13 protein-coding genes and 1 pseudogene are annotated in these 15,391 nt (G+C 63.5%); 4 read left to right on the top strand and 10 right to left on the bottom strand.

Annotation, left to right across the window (positions count from 1 at the left end; genetic code table 11):
* Positions 1–142: 142 nt before the first annotated feature.
* Positions 143–700, bottom strand: coding sequence for an RNA polymerase sigma factor (locus X728_RS140975; RefSeq protein ID WP_023689856.1), 558 nt, complete (start codon positions 698–700; stop codon positions 143–145).
* A gap of 151 nt (positions 701–851) precedes the next feature.
* Positions 852–1,241 carry a DUF427 domain-containing protein gene (locus X728_RS140980; RefSeq protein ID WP_023824480.1) on the bottom strand — a complete coding sequence of 130 codons (390 nt, stop codon included), beginning with the start codon at positions 1,239–1,241 and terminating at the stop codon, positions 852–854.
* A gap of 818 nt (positions 1,242–2,059) precedes the next feature.
* Between X728_RS140980 and X728_RS140985 the strand changes: the two genes are divergently transcribed.
* The 3 genes from X728_RS140985 to X728_RS0136135 all read left to right on the top strand — a co-directional run bounded on the left by X728_RS140985 (position 2,060) and on the right by X728_RS0136135 (position 6,724).
* Positions 2,060–2,551, top strand: a complete 492-nt coding sequence (locus X728_RS140985; RefSeq protein WP_023685937.1) for a spore coat U domain-containing protein — start codon at positions 2,060–2,062, stop codon at positions 2,549–2,551.
* Positions 2,552–2,577: 26 nt separating this feature from the next.
* On the top strand, positions 2,578–3,300 hold the full coding sequence (locus tag X728_RS140990; RefSeq protein WP_023715167.1) for a molecular chaperone: 723 nt from the start codon (positions 2,578–2,580) through the stop codon (positions 3,298–3,300).
* Positions 3,301–3,478: 178 nt separating this feature from the next.
* Positions 3,479–6,724, top strand: a complete 3,246-nt coding sequence (locus X728_RS0136135; protein WP_348625644.1) for a spore coat protein U domain-containing protein — start codon at positions 3,479–3,481, stop codon at positions 6,722–6,724.
* On the opposite strand, the gene X728_RS140995 is transcribed toward X728_RS0136135, so the two are convergent.
* The 7 genes and pseudogenes from X728_RS140995 to X728_RS141020 all read right to left on the bottom strand — a co-directional run bounded on the left by X728_RS140995 (position 6,718) and on the right by X728_RS141020 (position 13,458).
* Entirely contained in the window at positions 6,718–7,704 is a 987-nt protein-coding gene (locus tag X728_RS140995; RefSeq protein ID WP_023727091.1) for a branched-chain amino acid ABC transporter permease, read from the bottom strand. The two genes, X728_RS0136135 and X728_RS140995, sit on opposite strands and share 7 nt — an antisense overlap.
* Position 7,705: 1 nt before the next feature.
* Entirely contained in the window at positions 7,706–8,593 is an 888-nt protein-coding gene (locus tag X728_RS141000) for a branched-chain amino acid ABC transporter permease (protein WP_023693757.1), read from the bottom strand.
* 178 nt (positions 8,594–8,771) lie between these two features.
* On the bottom strand, positions 8,772–9,476 hold the full coding sequence (locus X728_RS141005) for an ABC transporter ATP-binding protein (protein WP_023727088.1): 705 nt from the start codon (positions 9,474–9,476) through the stop codon (positions 8,772–8,774).
* Positions 9,473–10,161, bottom strand: a pseudogene (locus tag X728_RS1000000172310) (ABC transporter ATP-binding protein). Before X728_RS1000000172310 ends, X728_RS141005 begins: the two are co-directional and overlap by 4 nt.
* Before the next feature lie 14 nt (positions 10,162–10,175).
* Positions 10,176–11,384 (bottom strand): ABC transporter substrate-binding protein, encoded by a 1,209-nt coding sequence (locus X728_RS141010; protein WP_023689847.1) that lies wholly within the window; start codon positions 11,382–11,384, stop codon positions 10,176–10,178.
* Positions 11,385–11,592: 208 nt separating this feature from the next.
* Positions 11,593–12,651, bottom strand: a complete 1,059-nt coding sequence (locus X728_RS141015) for a nucleotidyltransferase domain-containing protein (RefSeq protein WP_032898147.1) — start codon at positions 12,649–12,651, stop codon at positions 11,593–11,595.
* Between the two features lie 210 nt (positions 12,652–12,861).
* Complete coding sequence (locus tag X728_RS141020; RefSeq protein WP_023693762.1) at positions 12,862–13,458, bottom strand: YdeI/OmpD-associated family protein; 597 nt, start codon at positions 13,456–13,458, stop codon at positions 12,862–12,864.
* Between the two features lie 169 nt (positions 13,459–13,627).
* On the opposite strand from X728_RS141020, the gene X728_RS141025 reads away from it, so the two are divergent.
* Complete coding sequence (locus X728_RS141025) at positions 13,628–14,242, top strand: hypothetical protein (protein ID WP_032898146.1); 615 nt, start codon at positions 13,628–13,630, stop codon at positions 14,240–14,242.
* A gap of 40 nt (positions 14,243–14,282) precedes the next feature.
* Here X728_RS141025 and X728_RS141030 read toward each other — a convergent pair whose 3' ends face one another.
* Entirely contained in the window at positions 14,283–15,194 is a 912-nt protein-coding gene (locus tag X728_RS141030) for a S1C family serine protease (protein ID WP_023832787.1), read from the bottom strand.
* Positions 15,195–15,391 lie beyond the last annotated feature (197 nt).

Here is a 15,391-nt window from a genome sequence, read left to right as displayed (position 1 = left end):
CTGGTTTCGCTCACTCCGTCGCCGCCACTATGCACGCAAGCAGAGAAGAAAGCGTTACCGGGTGCGCCGCGCCCACAGTGCGGACAAGGCCTGCAATCGTGCCGGACCATGCCGTAAGGCGTCATCATGCGATTGGGGCTCGTCATGCCATTGGCGCCCTGATTGGAACCGCCCTGGCCGGGCCTGGCTCGACGATCCTTATCGCGCGGCGGCGCGCATTGTCCTCGAGCAGGCCGCGCAGTTCCTCGCGGCCGCGCGCGATGCGCGACATCAGCGTGCCGGCCGGCACGCCGAGCATCTCGGCGGCCTCGGCATAGGAGAAGCCTTCGATGGCGACCATGGTCAGCGGGGCACGGCGGTCCGGGCTGATCGCCTGCAGCGCGTCGATGATCTCGCGCGCGGCGACGTTCTCCAGCTGGTCGGCGGGAGAGGCCTGCACCTCGCCGGCCTCCAGCGGCAGCATCGAGGCCTCGCCACGCCGGTTCACCTTGCGCATCTGGTCAATGAACAGATGATGCATGATCGTGAACAGCCATTTTCGCGGGCTCTCTCCCGTCTGCCAGTTGTCCAGCCGCAGCAGCGCCCGCTCCAGGCAGTCCTGGACGAGATCGTCGGCGGAATCGCGGTCGCGCAGCAGCGAGCGCGCATAGCGGCGCAGGCGCGGGATTTCGTCGAGAATTGCTCTCTGCTTTTCGTCCATGACCTTTTGTCTTCGTTTCGGCATGCCGTTGCCGCAAAACCGCTGCGCCCCCGGGTGAGGACAGCTTTGGCTGATCTGAAAAAATTCCTCTGTTCATGCCTGTCGTCGGCTCCAAGAACGCTGGGCACTTTTGGGCGACAGGCATGACGCGCTAGCGCGGCGTGGCGTCGATGGCGACCCGGTCGGGATAGAAGGCGCCGTGGGCGCGAATCTCGGCCATCTCGTCGAAGGGCTGCTCATAGGCCCACATCGCGTCGTTGCCGGTTTCACCCGCCGGCAGCACGTTCCAGTAGCTGGCGTCACCCTTGTAGGGGCACAGCGTCGACCGCTCCGTCTTCTTGAGCTTGCGGAAGTCGATGTCCTCGAACGGGATGTAGAAGGAGAAGGGATGGGGCGGCTCGGTCACCATTTTGGCTTTTGCCGAGGAAGCGATGATGGTGCCGTTTGCAAACACGACGACACGCCCGGTGAAGGGCTCGACGGTGATCACCTTGCCCGGATTGCGCCTGAAGCCGGGTGACGGGTTCGCATGCTGATCCATGACTGCTCTCCTTGTCCGCTGGTGGTTCGATGCCGGTCGACGGCGTCAGCTCTCACTGGTCACTGATGGGCCGGCGACAGCGGTCACACGCGACAGCTTCTGGCGCTTTTCGAGCTGTGGCTTTTCATAGGTCTTCTTCATCGTTCTTCCTTTTCTGACGTCTGGCAGCCGGTCCGCGCGGCTGCCGGTCGTGGATCATGGCTCCAAGGGACAACAGGCGCATCTCCCGTCCGGCCGATGCGCCGCCGAAGGAAATCCGGGCCAGCGTGGCAAGAACGATTCGCATGTGTTTCGCCGCGATCCGACGGCGGTGGATTTATCTCAGCCGGGACGGCCATGCTTGGGCCGGGCGGAACACGGTTTTGGCGAATGCGGCCCTGTCAGCACGACCGCAAGGCTTGGACAGGCGCGAACAGCTACCGGCGCGGCTATGGCGATGGCTGCTTGGCGCCGGTGCACGCCGCGAAATATCGATAATAAAGGACGACAGGTGAGACTCTACAAAATCCAGATGAGTTGCCAGATATTTCGCCTTTTCGGCACGAGAAGCAAAATAAATTTTCGACAGACAAACTTTCACTTCGGAAAAATGTCCATTTCATCTCTGTTAACCAAATATTAACCAAAATTATCCGATACATACCGAAGTTATTCGCTGTCGCAATCCGAATCTAAGTTGTAATAATCATTGCACAGTTCGCTTATGACATTACTGTATCGTTGATGTCTTGCGAAGCATGCAACGGAGGAGCTGTAGGAGTGAAATCCGGGTCAAGACTGTGTTGCGAGGAACGGTCTGCCCGACGGAGGAAACACGCATGAGATTGCTGAAATATGCGCTGCTGGCGGGAGCGTCGCTGCTTCCCATCCTGCCCGCGATCGCCGCGACCGCGACGGGCAGCATGAATGTCCGCATCACGATTACCGACGAATGCAAGGTGCAGACGGCGAGCGATCTCGATTTCGGCTCGCACGGTGTCATTGATGCGAATGTCGACCAGACCAGCACCATCAACGTGCAATGCACGACCGGCAAGTCCTACAATGTTGGTCTGAGCGCCGGAGCGGGCGCGGGCGCAACGGTTGCTGTTCGCAAGATGACCGGGCCGGCGTCGGCGACGATCGACTACACCATCTACAGGGAAAGCACCCGGACGCAGCTTTGGGGCACCACGATCCCCACCGACACGGTCGGCGGAACCGGCAACGGCGCCATTCAGCCGCTGACGGTCTACGGGCGTGTTCCACCGCAGACGACACCGGCGGCGGGCCTCTACACCGACACCGTTGCGATCACCATAACGTACTGACAATCGATACCAACACGAGGACGATCATGCGATCCATGCTTTCACGCATCGGAGCCACGGCTGTTCTGTTGCTGTGCGCCGGTCTCTCACAAGCCGCTTCGCTCAGGGTGGCGCCGACAGGTCTCGAGCTGATCTCGCCCGACGCCTCGGCGGTTCTCAACCTCAGCAACGATGACCCCAAGCGGCCGATCAATGTGCAGATACGCGTCTTCGCCTGGAGCCAGGCTGGCGGGATCGAGACGCTGACGCCGACTACCGACGTCGTCGCCAGCCCGCCATCGACCAAACTCGGACCCAATGCCCAATACGTGGTTCGCGTCGTGCGCGTCAGCAAGGCGCCGGTGCGGGCCGAGGAAAGCTACCGCGTCATCGTCGACGAGTTACCCGACCCGTCGCGCAAGAAGGCCGGTACGGTCGCGCTCGCGCTGCGCTACTCCGTGCCGGTGTTTTTCCGCGACGCCGATGCGGCCGCGCCGGCAGTCGCCTGGAGTGTTTCGCGCAAGGGCGGCAGTCTTGTGCTGACAGCCAGCAATACCGGTGAAAGTCGTCTCCGCTTGTCCAACCTATCCCTGACCCAGAACGGCAAAAAGCTCGGCAACCGAAACGGGCTCGTCGGTTATGTCCTGGGCGGCGCGACCATGCAGTGGCCGATCGGCAGCGGCAAATCACTGTCCGCGGGCTCCGTGCTTTTGAAGGCACAGAGCGATCTTGGACCCTTCGATGCCAACGTTGCCGTCAAGGGCAAGTAGCGTCGCTGTCATCGTCGCGGTTGCGACTTTCACACCTTGCTTGGCGGTGCGTTCGCAGGAATTTCCGGCCGTGACGAACCTCGAACAGCCGGCTTCCGTTTTACCAGCGGGCCGCAGCCTCTATCTCGAGGTGTTCATCAACGACGTTTCGACCAAGCTGGTCGGCAATTTTATCGAGATGCCGGATGGTGGGCTGGCGGCGGCGCCCCAAGAGCTGAAGGAGGTCGGCCTGAAACCGCCGGAGGACATAGCCGACGCCGGCGGCCTGGTCAGGCTCGACCAGTTGGCCGACGTTTCGTTTCGGATCGATGAGGTAGCCCAGCGCCTCTACGTCACCGCCGCCAATGACAGCCGCGAGGCGCGCATGGTCGATCTCGGCTTGCGCTTGCAGGACCGGCCGGCGCCGCAATCGGGCTTGGGCGCGGTTCTCAACTATTCGCTGTTTGCCAGCTCCAACACATTGTTCGACAAGGACGTCGAGCTGTTCCAAGGCGTTTCCGGCGGCTTCGATGCGCGCGTGTTCAGCCCCTATGGAACGCTCAGCCAATCCTTCATCGCCGGCTATTCCGACGGCAGGCTGGGCGGCTTCACGCGGCTCAACACGACATGGAGCTATTCCGACCCCGACCGGCTGATGACCTACCGCGCCGGCGACTTCATCTCCGGTGGATTGTCGTGGACGCGTCCGATCTATCTCGGCGGCATCCAGGCGCAACGCAACTTCCACCTGCGATCGGACCTGGTGACGCTACCTCTGCCCTCCTTCGGCGGCACGGCGGCGGTGCCGTCGACGCTCGAGGTCTATACGCAGAACGTGCGCACCTATTCCGGCGACATCCAGCCCGGGCCGTTCCAGGTCACCAATCTGCCGGTGTTCACGGGCGCCGGACAGGCGCAGGTGGTGCTGCGCGACAGCCTCGGCCGCGAGACCACGGCCACCTTGCCGTTCTATGCCTCCAGCATGCTGTTGCGCCAGGGACTGCTCGACTTTTCCGTCGAGGCAGGGATGGCGCGGCGCAATTTCGGCATCTCCTCCGACGATTATGACGGCCGCGTCATGGGGGTCGCCAGCGCGCGTTACGGCGTGACCGACCGGCTGACATTGGAAGCCCATGCCGAGGGCGGCGCCGATCTGATCAATGGCGGCATAGGTGCTGCCTTCCCGCTCGGGGCATATGGCGCAGCTTCGCTGGCGGTCGCCGGCAGCCATCATGACCGGCGCACCGGCTCGCTGGTCGATGCCAGTGTCGAATTCGGCTATGACGGCTGGGCGATCAACGCCCACATGCAGCGGGCCTTTGGCGGCTATGAAGACATCGCCTCGGTGACGGCGGAGCCGGTTCTCGACCCCGACGACTTCACCCGTTTCAGCGCCGGCGTGCCGCGCGCGGTCGACCAGGTGACACTCAGCGTGCCGATGCCGATCGATTTCTCCAGCCTCAACCTGTCCTATACGCATTTGAAGAGCGCCGAGGGCGAAAGCAGCCAGATCGTCGGCCTGTCCTACAGCCAGGCGATCTTCAAGCGCAGCACGCTCTATGCCACCGCCTTCGCCGATCTCGACGACGACAGCAGCTATGGCGTGTTCGCCGGGATTTCGATCCCGTTCAACGACGAGATCTCGGCGTCGACAGGCGTCGAGCAAGGCCCTGACGGCCTCAATGTCACTGCCGACCTCGCCAAATCGGAGCGGGCCGAGGACGGCAGCATCGGCTGGCGGCTGCGCACCTCGGAGGGCGAGGTACCCAATCGTTCGGCAGCGGTCAGCTACCGCGCGCCGTTTGCGCGTTTCGAGGCCGGCGCCCAGCAATTCGACAAGGACTTTCGCGTGACCGGCCAGATGGACGGCGCCATTGCGGTCGCAGGCGGCGGGGTGTTCGCCACCAACCGCATCGACGATGCCTTTGCCGTCGTCGATGTCGGCACGCCTGATGTCGAGGTCTTGCATCAGAACCGGCCGGTAGGCAGGACCGACAGCAAAGGCCGCATCCTGGTCACCGGGCTCAACTCTTATGAGCTGAACACGGTCTCCATCGACCCGAAGAATCTACCAGTCGACGCGGATGTCCCGGCTACCAAGGAGACCGTCGTCCCAGCCGACCGCAACGGCGTCGTGCTGAAGTTCGGCGTGTCTGAGGCGGCGCAGGCCGCGCTGGTGACGCTGGTCGACTCGAGCGGAACGCCACTCGAAGCCGGGCTTGCCGGCCGCGTCGACGGCGGCACGGAAGATTTCGTCGTCGGCTATGATGGGCAGGCCTACATCAAGGGCCTCGGCAAGCAGAATGCGGTGGTGGTCGGTCTGGCGGACGGCAGCTCGTGCCGAGCGGATTTCCCGTTCGAAGCGGTGCNGCAAGCAGAATGCGGTGGTGGTCGGTCTGGCGGACGGCAGCTCGTGCCGAGCGGATTTCCCGTTCGAAGCGGTGCGAGGCCGGCAAGTGACGATCAAGGATGTGGTGTGCCAATGAAAATCCCAGGCCAAATGATGCGCGCTGCAGTCGTTATAATCCTCGTACTGCTCCCGTCGCTGGCCCGGGCGCAGAGCTGCACCGGTACCGTCACCGACATGAATTTCGGTCTCATCGACACGCTGTCGGCCACCGCAGCCACCGCGACGGCGACACTCAACATGAATTGCACCGGCGGCGTGGTGCGCATCCTGTTCTGTCCGCATATCGGCGCCGGCAGTGGGGGTGCTACCTCGGCGGCAGCCAGGCAGATGGCGAGCGGCGCCAACAGCCTTAACTACCAGCTCTATTCGGACCCCGGAATGAGCGTCGCGTGGGGTTCCTATACCTGGGCCTATGCATCGCGCCCGCCGCCGCAGGTGCTGGTGCCCATTCTCATCGGCAATGCATCCGGCAGCGCCACGATCTACGCTCGGGTGACCGGCGGCCAGTCAGCGGTTCCGCCGGGCACCTATCAGTCGATATTTTCGGGCATCCACGTCGAGTTTCGCTACCAGAACGACCTGCTCGGCAACAGCTGCAACACCGGCTTCGGTCTGACGGCGCCCGATCCGACCTTCACCATCAACGCCACGGTCGCGGCAAACTGCCTGGTCGCCACCCAGAACATCGATTTCGGCTCCAAGGGCGTGCTCGACGCCAATGCCGATGCCACCGGCCAGGTCTCGGTCACCTGCACGCCGTCGACCGCCTATACGGTTTCCCTGAATGGCGGCACGACAGGCGGCACGCCGACCAATCGCAAGATGTCGAAGGGCGGCGAGCGGGTCACCTACGGCCTCTACAAGGACGCCGCGCGCTCGCAGCCCTGGGGTGACGCCGGAACGCCGGGAAGCACGGTGGCCGGCACCGGAACCGGCTTGGCGCAACCGCTCATCGTCTACGGCCGCGTGCCGCCGCAGACGACGCCCTCGGCCGGCGTCTACACCGACACGGTGGTGGTGACCATCACCTATTGATCGCGGCCCGCCTCGCCGTTGGCCGGCGCCAGCCAGCGCGCGTAAATCTCGCCGACGATGCCGCGGCGAAAGACCAGCACGCAGATCATGAAGATCAGGCCGGTGGCGATGGTCACCGGGAAGCCGGAGGTGGCGAGCGTGTTTTCCAGCCCGACGACGAGGCCGGCGCCGACGACAGGACCGACCATGGTGCCAATGCCGCCGAGCAGCGTCATCAGGATCACCTCGCCCGACATCTGCCAGGTGACGTCGGTCAGCGTCGCGAACTGGAAGACGATCGCCTTGGTCGCGCCGGCAAGCCCGGCAAGGGCTGCCGACATGACGAAGGCGGCGAGCTTGTAGCGGCCGACCGAATAGCCCAGCGAGATGGCGCGGTTCTCGTTCTCGCGGATCGAACGCAGGATCATGCCGAACGGCGAGTTGACGATGCGCCAGACGGCGAAGACGCCGATGAGGAAGACGGCAAGCACGACGAAATACATGTTGAGCGTGACGTTGAGATCGACGATGCCGAACAGATGCCCGCGCGGCACGCCCTGTATGCCGTCCTCGCCTTCGGTGAACGGCGCCTGGACGCAGAAGAAATAAAACATCTGCGCCAGCGCCAGCGTGATCATCGAGAAATAGATGCCTTGCCGGCGGATGGCGAGGAAGCCCATGACCAGGCCGAGCACGGCCGCGCCGGCGGTGCCGAGCAGGATGCCGGCCTCGGGCGGCCAGCCCCATGCCTTGACGGCGTAGGCGCAGAAATAGGCGGCGGCGCCGTAGAAGGTGGCGTGGCCGAACGACAGCAGCCCAGTGTAGCCGAGCAGCAGGTTGAAGGCGCAGGCAAACAGCGCGAAGCACAGCATCTTCATCAGGAAGATCGGATAGACGAAGAAGGGCGCGGCTATCAGCGCCAGTATGGCCAATGCCAGCAATACCCGCTTAAGCCGCACGGAGGCGGCGGTGCGCTGGTCGTGAAGGGCTGCCTCGCTCATCTCAGGCGTCCCTTCCGAACAGGCCGGCGGGGCGCAGGAGCAGCACGATCGCCATGATGACGAAGACGACGAGGTTCGACGCCTCGGGATAGAACACCTTGGTCAGGCCCTCGGCGAGGCCGAGCATATAGCCGGTGACGATGGCCCCAAGAATCGAACCCATGCCGCCGACCACAACGACGGCAAAGACGACGATGATGATATCGGAGCCCATCAGCGGACTGACCTGGTAGACGGGCGCGGCGAGAATACCGGCAAGGCCGGCGAGCGCCGCGCCGAGCCCATAGGTGAGCGTCAGCAGCAGCGGCACGTTGACGCCGAAGGCCTGCACCAGCTCCGGATTCTCGGTCGCGGCGCGCAGATAGGAGCCGAGCCTGGTCTTTTCGATCAGGAGCCAGGTGCCGATGCAGATAATGAGCGAGGCCACCACCACCCAGCCGCGATAGTTGGGCAGGAACATGAAGCCGAGATTGGTGCCGCCGGCAAGCTGCGCCGGAACGGCATAAGGGTTGCCCGACACGCCGTAGTAGAAACGGAACACGCCTTCGATGACCAGCGCCAGGCCGAAGGTGAACAGCAGCCCGTAGAGCGGATCCAGGCGGTAGAGCCGCGACAGCGCCACGCGCTCGACCGCCATGCCGAAGACTCCAACGATGAGCGGAACCAGGAGCAGCGCCGGCCAGTAGCCGATGCCGAGATGGACGAGCAGCAGGTAACCGATGAAGGCGCCGAGCATATAGAGTGCGCCATGGGCGAAATTGATGATGCGCAGCAGGCCGAAGATGACGGCCAGGCCGAGGCTCAGCATGGCGTAGAAGGAGCCGTTGATCAGCCCGACCAGCATCTGGCCGAGCAAGGCCTGGACGGGGATGCCGAAGATCATGGTCATGGCGCCGTCACCGAGGGTGTTGCAAGCGGGATGCGTCTGTGCGGCACGTACCCCCACCCGGACCTTCGGTCCGACCTCCCCACAAGGGGGAGGTAGGGCGGTGGCCCTCCACCCTCCCCCTTGTGGGGAGGGTCGCTGCGCATCAGCGGGGTGGGGGTACTGCCGTGGGCTGTCGTCATCATACCCCAAGCACATCGTGCAGCTGTTGCGTGTGAGCGGCAAGCTCGCTTACGGCAAAACCCTCCACCACCTTGCCATGCTCCATCAGATAGAAGCGGTCGGCGATGCGCGCGGCGAAGCGGAAATTCTGCTCGACGAGCAGGATGGTCATGCCGCGCTTCTTCAAGGTTGCCAGCAGTTCGCCGATGCGCTGGACGATGACCGGCGCCAGGCCCTCGGTCGGCTCGTCGAGCAGCAGCATCTGCACGCCCGTCCGCAGGATGCGGGCGATGGCCAGCATCTGCTGTTCGCCGCCGGAGAGTTTGGTGCCGGGGCTGTTGCGCCGCTCCTTGAGGTTGGGAAAGAGATCGAAGATCTCGTCGACGCTCATGCCGCCCTTGGCCACCACCGGCGGCAGGATCAGGTTCTCGTCGACGGTGAGCGTGGCGAAGATGCCGCGTTCCTCCGGCACGAAGCCGATGCCGCGATGGGCAACACGATGCAGCGGCAGGCGCATCAGGTCGCTGCCGTCGAACGCGACGCTGCCGCTGCGCTTGCGGACCAGCCCCATGATGGCGCGCAGCGTTGTGGTCTTGCCGACGCCGTTGCGGCCGAGCAGCGTCACGGTCTCACCGCGAAAAACGTCGAGGTTGACGCCATGCAGCGCATGGCCCTCGCCATACCAGGCATGGAGATCGCGCACGGCAAGCAGCGGCTCACTCATGCTCGGTCCCCCTGCTCGGTCCCCATGTAGGCGACCCTGACGCGCTCATCGTTGCTCACCGTCGCGTAGTCGCCGGCGGCGAGCACCTGGCCGCGCTGCATGACGGTGATCCAGTCGCAGAGGTCGGCGACGACGGTGAGATTGTGCTCGACCATCAGCACGGCGCGGTCCGTTGCCAGCGAGCGGATGATGCCGGAAATGACGCCGACATCCTCGTGCCCCATGCCGGCCATCGGCTCGTCGAGCAGCAGCACTTTCGGGTCGAGCGCCAGCGTGGTGGCGATCTCGAGCACGCGCTTCCTGCCATAGGAGAGATCGCCGGCCGGACGATGCGCGACATCGTCGAGACCGACGACGGCAAGCAGTTCGCGCGCCCGTGGAGTCAGTTGGTCAAGCGCGGCCAGCGAGCGCCAGAACTGGAAGCCGAGCCCGCTCGGCCGCTGCAAGGCGACGCGGACATTGTCGAGCNGATCCTGCCGCTGCTCGGCTGCAGGAACTTGGTCAAGAGGTTGAAGATTGTCGTCTTGCCGGCGCCGTTCGGCCCGATCAGCGCATGGATCTGGCCGTGATGGACGTCGAGGTCGACATTGTTGACGGCGACGAAACCGGCAAAGTCGCGCCGCAGGCCGCGGGCGGAGAGCACCACCCGCGGCTTGATTCCGGCACCGTCCGGCTGGACGGCCACGGCTTGCGCCAGCGTCACTTGGTGACGAGCGGGCAGCCGCTGTCTTCAGCCTTGATGAAGGCCTTGTCGCCCGGAATGGTCGCAAGGTAGGTGTAGTAGTCCCAGTCCTTCTTCGACTCCTCGGGCTTCTTGACCTGATAGAGATACATGTCGTGCACCATCGAGCCGTCGGCCTGTACCTTGCCGTTGGCGTTGATGATGTCGTCGACGGGCATTTCATGGAGTTGCTTGGCGACCGCCTCGGTTTCGTCGGTGCCGGCCTTGTCGATGGCCTTGAGATATTGCAGCACCGCCGAATAGGTGCCGGCCTGGATCATGTTGGGCATGCGGTTGGTGCGCTTGAAGAAGCGCCCGGCGAAGTCGCGGCTCTTGTCGTCGCGGTCCCAGTAAAACCCTTCGGTGAGCACCACGCCCTGCGCCGCCTGCAGGCCGAGGCCGTGCACCTCGGCAAGCGTGAACAGAAGTGCTGCCAGCCGCTGGCCGCCGGCGACGATGCCGAACTCGGCCGCCTGCTTGATGGTATTGGAGGTGTCGAGGCCGGCATTGGCAAGGCCGATAACCTTGGCGCCGGAGGACTGCGCCTGCAGCAGGAAGGAGGAATAATCCGTCGATCCCAAGGGGTAACGCACCTCGCCCAGCACTTTGCCGCCGCTTGCCTCAACAACCTTTGAGGTCTGCTCCTTCAGCGAATAGCCGAAGGCATAGTCGACGGTGATGAAATACCAGCTGTCGCCGCCCTGCTGCACAAGCGCGCCGCCGGTGCCGACCGCCTGCGAGTGGGTATCGTAAGCCCAGTGGAAACCGTAGGGCGAGCATTGCTTGCCGGTCAGGTCGGCCGATGCCGCTCCGGTAACGATGTCGATCTTCTTCTTTTCCTTGGACAACCCCTGGACGGCGAGCGCCACCGAGGATGTCGTCAGTTCCATGATCGCGTCGACCTGCTCGGTGTCGTACCACTGGCGCGCAATGTTGGAGGCAATGTCGGGCTTGTTCTGGTGATCGGCGTTGACGATCTCGATTGGCGCGCCCTGCACCTTGCCGCCAAAATCCTCGACCGCCATCCTGGCGGCCTCGACCGACCATTTGCCGCCGAAATCGGCATAGACGCCCGACTGGTCGTTGAGGATGCCGATCTTGACCTTGCCGTCGGAAATTTCGCCGGCCGCCGCCGGCATCGCAGTCGCCGCAAGCAGCGCGGCTGAGACGAGATAGGATGCTTTCACAGGTGGTTCCTCCCTTGTGGCCGACGCTGGAAAACGCGGCGGCCTTGCAATGGTTCAACAGCTCCGTCCGGTTCTCGCTGAAATCCGGGCCAGCGCCCGCCACTTCTCCTCTTGGCAACCCCTCCGCCCTGGGTGCGCCGGGAACCGTAGCATCACATTTCGCGAGGCGAGAATGCTATTTTCGTAGCATGGCGTGCTAGCGCGGCCGCTACCAGTCGGGCTCAATTGGAAGGTCTTCGGAAAAGCCGCTCGGGCCAGGCAGAGAGAGCGTTGCGGCCGCAGCGTCCAGCAGTGCCCCCGGAAGCCCTTTGAGATGCTCGCTGTCCAGCGGAAGCGCAAGATAGCCCGTGGCAATGCGTGTAGCCGCTTCCGCCTGTTCACGATCTCTCATTGCCTTGACCGCAGACCGATCAGGCAGCGTGGCCAGCCAAGCCTTGTGCAGAGCGAACATTCGAGGGTCGACCGTCGGCATGCTTACGGGATAGCCACGCTCATCGATCGCCACAGCCTCCACCTTTGGAGCGTTGATGAGCCATTGCAGCCCCTCCATGGGTGCGCTGTCGAGATCGTCGGCAAGCTGTGTAATCGAGGTAGTGGCGTTGTCCTTGAGGACATGTCTTGCCTGCGGACGGATCAGGTCGACCAGATAGCCATCACGGTTCGCTGCCCTGAAGGCCCGGGGCTGGAGCGGCTTGAAGGACCTGTCCACTTTACGCAACACGCCTATCAGGCCGGACTGGCTTACCCTCTCGCCGGTCACGAAGCTGATGCGGCGTCGGGAATCGAAGAGCAGGTCGATGTCGCCGGTTGCCGTGAGACCGCTGGTGATCTGGACGCCCGCCAGAGCCTCGTAAGCGAACAGCGCATTCGTGCCGACGACCAGCAACTGCTTGCCCAGCAGGTCTGTTTCGGCGCACCGCCGCAATATCCGTGCGGCGATGGCCGGTACCCTGCCCAACCCCATTGCCACATTGACTTTCGCTAGGCCGTTCAGGCGATCGGCTAGACCTGCCAGCAGATCCTTGTTCTGCACCCTGCCCTCGGAAAACGCAGCGAACGCCTTCTCCGTCTGGCTGCTTTTCGGCCCGAGTGAATTCTCGACCTGCCGGACCTTCCGCAGCAGGTATTCAGCACCGCTGCGCTCAACCCAGCGCATGCTGCCTGCAAAGCGCCTTTGGCGCTGGTCATCAGCACGCTGCCAGGCCTCGTAGACCTGTTGCGTATCTATGAGTTGGCGCCGCTGCTCGCCGGTCAACTCTCTCAGCATCGTTTTCCACTCTTAAGCCAGGATCAAGTTAACATAGTGGAAAACTCTTAATTAACAATATGTTGCTATGTTTTTCCACTATCGCAGCTATCATCCACACGCCGAGTGGAAAATACCGTAAAAACAATAGGTTATGTCCGAGAAAGGGAGGCCAGAACCTCACACGCGGGTTTTTAGCTGCGCGCGCCATGGCAGCCGCTTGCCGTCGCCTCACCGCTTCTGCGGATAGATCGTCTCGCCGCGCTTCAGCATCTCGACAAAAGCCTCGATCTTCTTCCTGCGCCCCGCCTCCGTCTTCATGTTGTGCGTTCGAAACGCCAGCGCGAACCGGTTCTGGGCGGAAAGCTTTGCCAGCATCTCCTTCGCCTTCGGCTCGGCGTCGATGGCGGCCTGCAGATCGTCAGGGATCTTCATGTCCTTGCCTGAGGCATAGGCGCGGTCCCAGCGGCCGTCGGCCTTGGCCGCCTCGACCTGTTTCAGCCCGTGTTCGGTCATGCGGCCCTCCTCGACCAGGCGGGCGACATTGTCGATGTTGATCTTGCTCCAGATGCTCTTCTTGCCGCGCGGCGTGTAGCGCTGCAGAAAGCTCTTGTCGTCGAGCGGCTTGCGTATGGCGTCGATCCAGCCGAAGCACAGCGCCACGTCGATGGCCTGCTTCGGCGTGATCGAGGCGAGGCCCGAGCCGACCTTGTGGACCTTGATCCAGACCTCGCTCTCGCCGGCATGATTTTCGCGCAGCCAGGCGTAAAAACTGTCGGGATCGGGGAATTCATGAACCTTGTCGGGATCGACCTTGAACGGCGCCATCATCACCTCGTTGTTGCCGGGCCGGCTGTATCGGCTGTCGATGCCAGTTTCCGTCAGCGGCGTCGATACCCCCTAGCCTATTGCGAGCCGGCTTGCGCCGCAGCCGACGCCCGTGGCAGTTTCCTGCTGGTCAGCCGGGCAAGGCAGACTGCAATTCGGGGGAAATGCCATGCGAGCGATGTTACTCGGCCTCATCCTTCTGCTGCCGACCTCGGCACTGGCCGAACCGATCGAAACCCAGAAAATCATCACCGCGCTGACCGGCGACTTCAATGGCGACGGCGCCGCCGATCTGGCGATGATCGTCGAGACCGAGCCCGAAGACGATACCATGGACATGCATTTCTTCCTGAGGGACAAAAAGTACAATTTTCTGAAACCCGCCGGCGTCGTGCATGAGCAGGTCTACGGCGAATGGAACGACTACGACCAGCCGCATTATGAGGGCTCCGGCATCGAACCGGAGTTGACCTTGCTGCCCAACGGCTCGATCAAGATCTATCTGCCGGGGCTGATCGGCCCCGGCGAGCGGACCGACATGACGCTGACCATCGCCTGGCGCAACGAAGCCTTCGTCGTCGCCGGCGTGGCCTATGACAGTTACAAATACCAGACCGACATAATCGATAGCAGCTGCGACTACGATGTGCTTACCGGCAAAGGCAAAAGCATGAAGACGCAGGAGGATGGCAGCAAGGTGGACAGTGTCGTGTCGGTCGAAGGCCGGGTCGTGCCCTTCGCGGAGTGGGACACAGGGACGCCTTTTAGGGTATGCGGAGATTGAGGGGGCAGCCAATCTCCCCCACTTGGGGGGAGATTGGCTTTCACTGCAGATGCGGTTTCTTCAAGAAACTGTTGCGGTCGGCGGATTTTACCCTGAGCCAGGTTTCGCGGCCGTCGCGTACGACCCTGAGAGGAATCTCCGAACCCGCCGGATTCTGCCATAGCTTGCGGTAGAAATCGGCGAGCCCGTCGACCTCGCCATCGCGAACGTCGGAGATGATGTCACCCTGGCGCAGGCCGGCCTTGGCGGCGGGGCCGCCTTCGGCGACGCTCATCACCACGACCGCGCCGTTCGACTCGGCCGAGAAGGCGCCGAGCCATGGGCGTGGCGGCTTCGCCACCTGGCCGCGCGTCAGCAGATCGTCGAGGATCGGGGTCAGAAGGTTGATCGGCACGACCATGTTGATGTCGGCGACCTCGCCGTTGCGGCTCATCTGCAAAAGCAGCGAACCGATGCCGAGCAGGCTGCCATCCTGGCCGATGAGCGCCGCGCCGCCCCAGGACGGGTGCGCCGGGGCAATGAAGATCGCCTCGTCGAGCAGATATTCCCAATAGCCGGCGAATTCCTGCTTGGTGACGATGTGTGCCTTGACCGAGCGGCCGGTGCCGTCGGCAAACACCACGGGGTCGCCGATCTTGGCCTTTGACGCGTCACCCAGCGCCACCGCCGGCAGGCCGAGCGGCGCCAGCGCCTGCACCAGGCCGAAGCCTGTCTCCTGGTCATAGGCCAGCGCATGCGCCGGCACGACGCGGCCGTCCTGGTCGGTCAGCCAGACCTCCTCGGCCTCGGTGATGAGATAGCCGATGGTGAGCACCAGCCCGTCGCCGCGGATGATGACGCCGCTGCCTTCCCGGCGCGTGCCCAAGGCATTGGCCGTGAAGGCATCGTCGGGAACCATGGCGCGCACGCCAACGACGGAGCGCAAGAGCGGGGAAACGGGATCGATCGGCATGCTTTCATCCTGGCAGATATGCGTGGGCAGTATCCTCTATAGGTATGCCGCGCTGCACAGGGCGCAAGGGCTTAGGCAACAAGGCAGTCATTTCAGAGGCTGGCGCTGCCCCTCATCCGCCTGCCGGTGTCCAGCCGATAGATGGGTAACACTTTGAACCGGATACATAGGTGACACTTCTCTCCCCCTATGCGTCC

The sequence above is a fragment of the Mesorhizobium sp. L103C119B0 genome, from assembly GCF_000502235.1.
Lineage (GTDB): Bacteria > Pseudomonadota > Alphaproteobacteria > Rhizobiales > Rhizobiaceae > Mesorhizobium.
The sequence above is the reverse complement of the archived record's forward strand: the minus strand, read 5'-3'. Positions and strand labels throughout refer to the sequence as shown.

Coding starts and splice junctions, on each gene's coding strand:
- X728_RS140975 (WP_023689856.1), bottom strand. CDS start 700: ATGGACGAAAAGCAGAGAGCAATTCTCGACGAAATCCCGCGCCTGCGC.
- X728_RS140980 (WP_023824480.1), bottom strand. CDS start 1,241: ATGGATCAGCATGCGAACCCGTCACCCGGCTTCAGGCGCAATCCGGGC.
- X728_RS140985 (WP_023685937.1), top strand. CDS start 2,060: ATGAGATTGCTGAAATATGCGCTGCTGGCGGGAGCGTCGCTGCTTCCC.
- X728_RS140990 (WP_023715167.1), top strand. CDS start 2,578: ATGCGATCCATGCTTTCACGCATCGGAGCCACGGCTGTTCTGTTGCTG.
- X728_RS140995 (WP_023727091.1), bottom strand. CDS start 7,704: ATGAGCGAGGCAGCCCTTCACGACCAGCGCACCGCCGCCTCCGTGCGG.
- X728_RS141000 (WP_023693757.1), bottom strand. CDS start 8,593: ATGACCATGATCTTCGGCATCCCCGTCCAGGCCTTGCTCGGCCAGATG.
- X728_RS141005 (WP_023727088.1), bottom strand. CDS start 9,476: ATGAGTGAGCCGCTGCTTGCCGTGCGCGATCTCCATGCCTGGTATGGC.
- X728_RS141015 (WP_032898147.1), bottom strand. CDS start 12,651: ATGCTGAGAGAGTTGACCGGCGAGCAGCGGCGCCAACTCATAGATACG.
- X728_RS141020 (WP_023693762.1), bottom strand. CDS start 13,458: ATGGCGCCGTTCAAGGTCGATCCCGACAAGGTTCATGAATTCCCCGAT.
- X728_RS141025 (WP_032898146.1), top strand. CDS start 13,628: ATGCGAGCGATGTTACTCGGCCTCATCCTTCTGCTGCCGACCTCGGCA.
- X728_RS141030 (WP_023832787.1), bottom strand. CDS start 15,194: ATGCCGATCGATCCCGTTTCCCCGCTCTTGCGCTCCGTCGTTGGCGTG.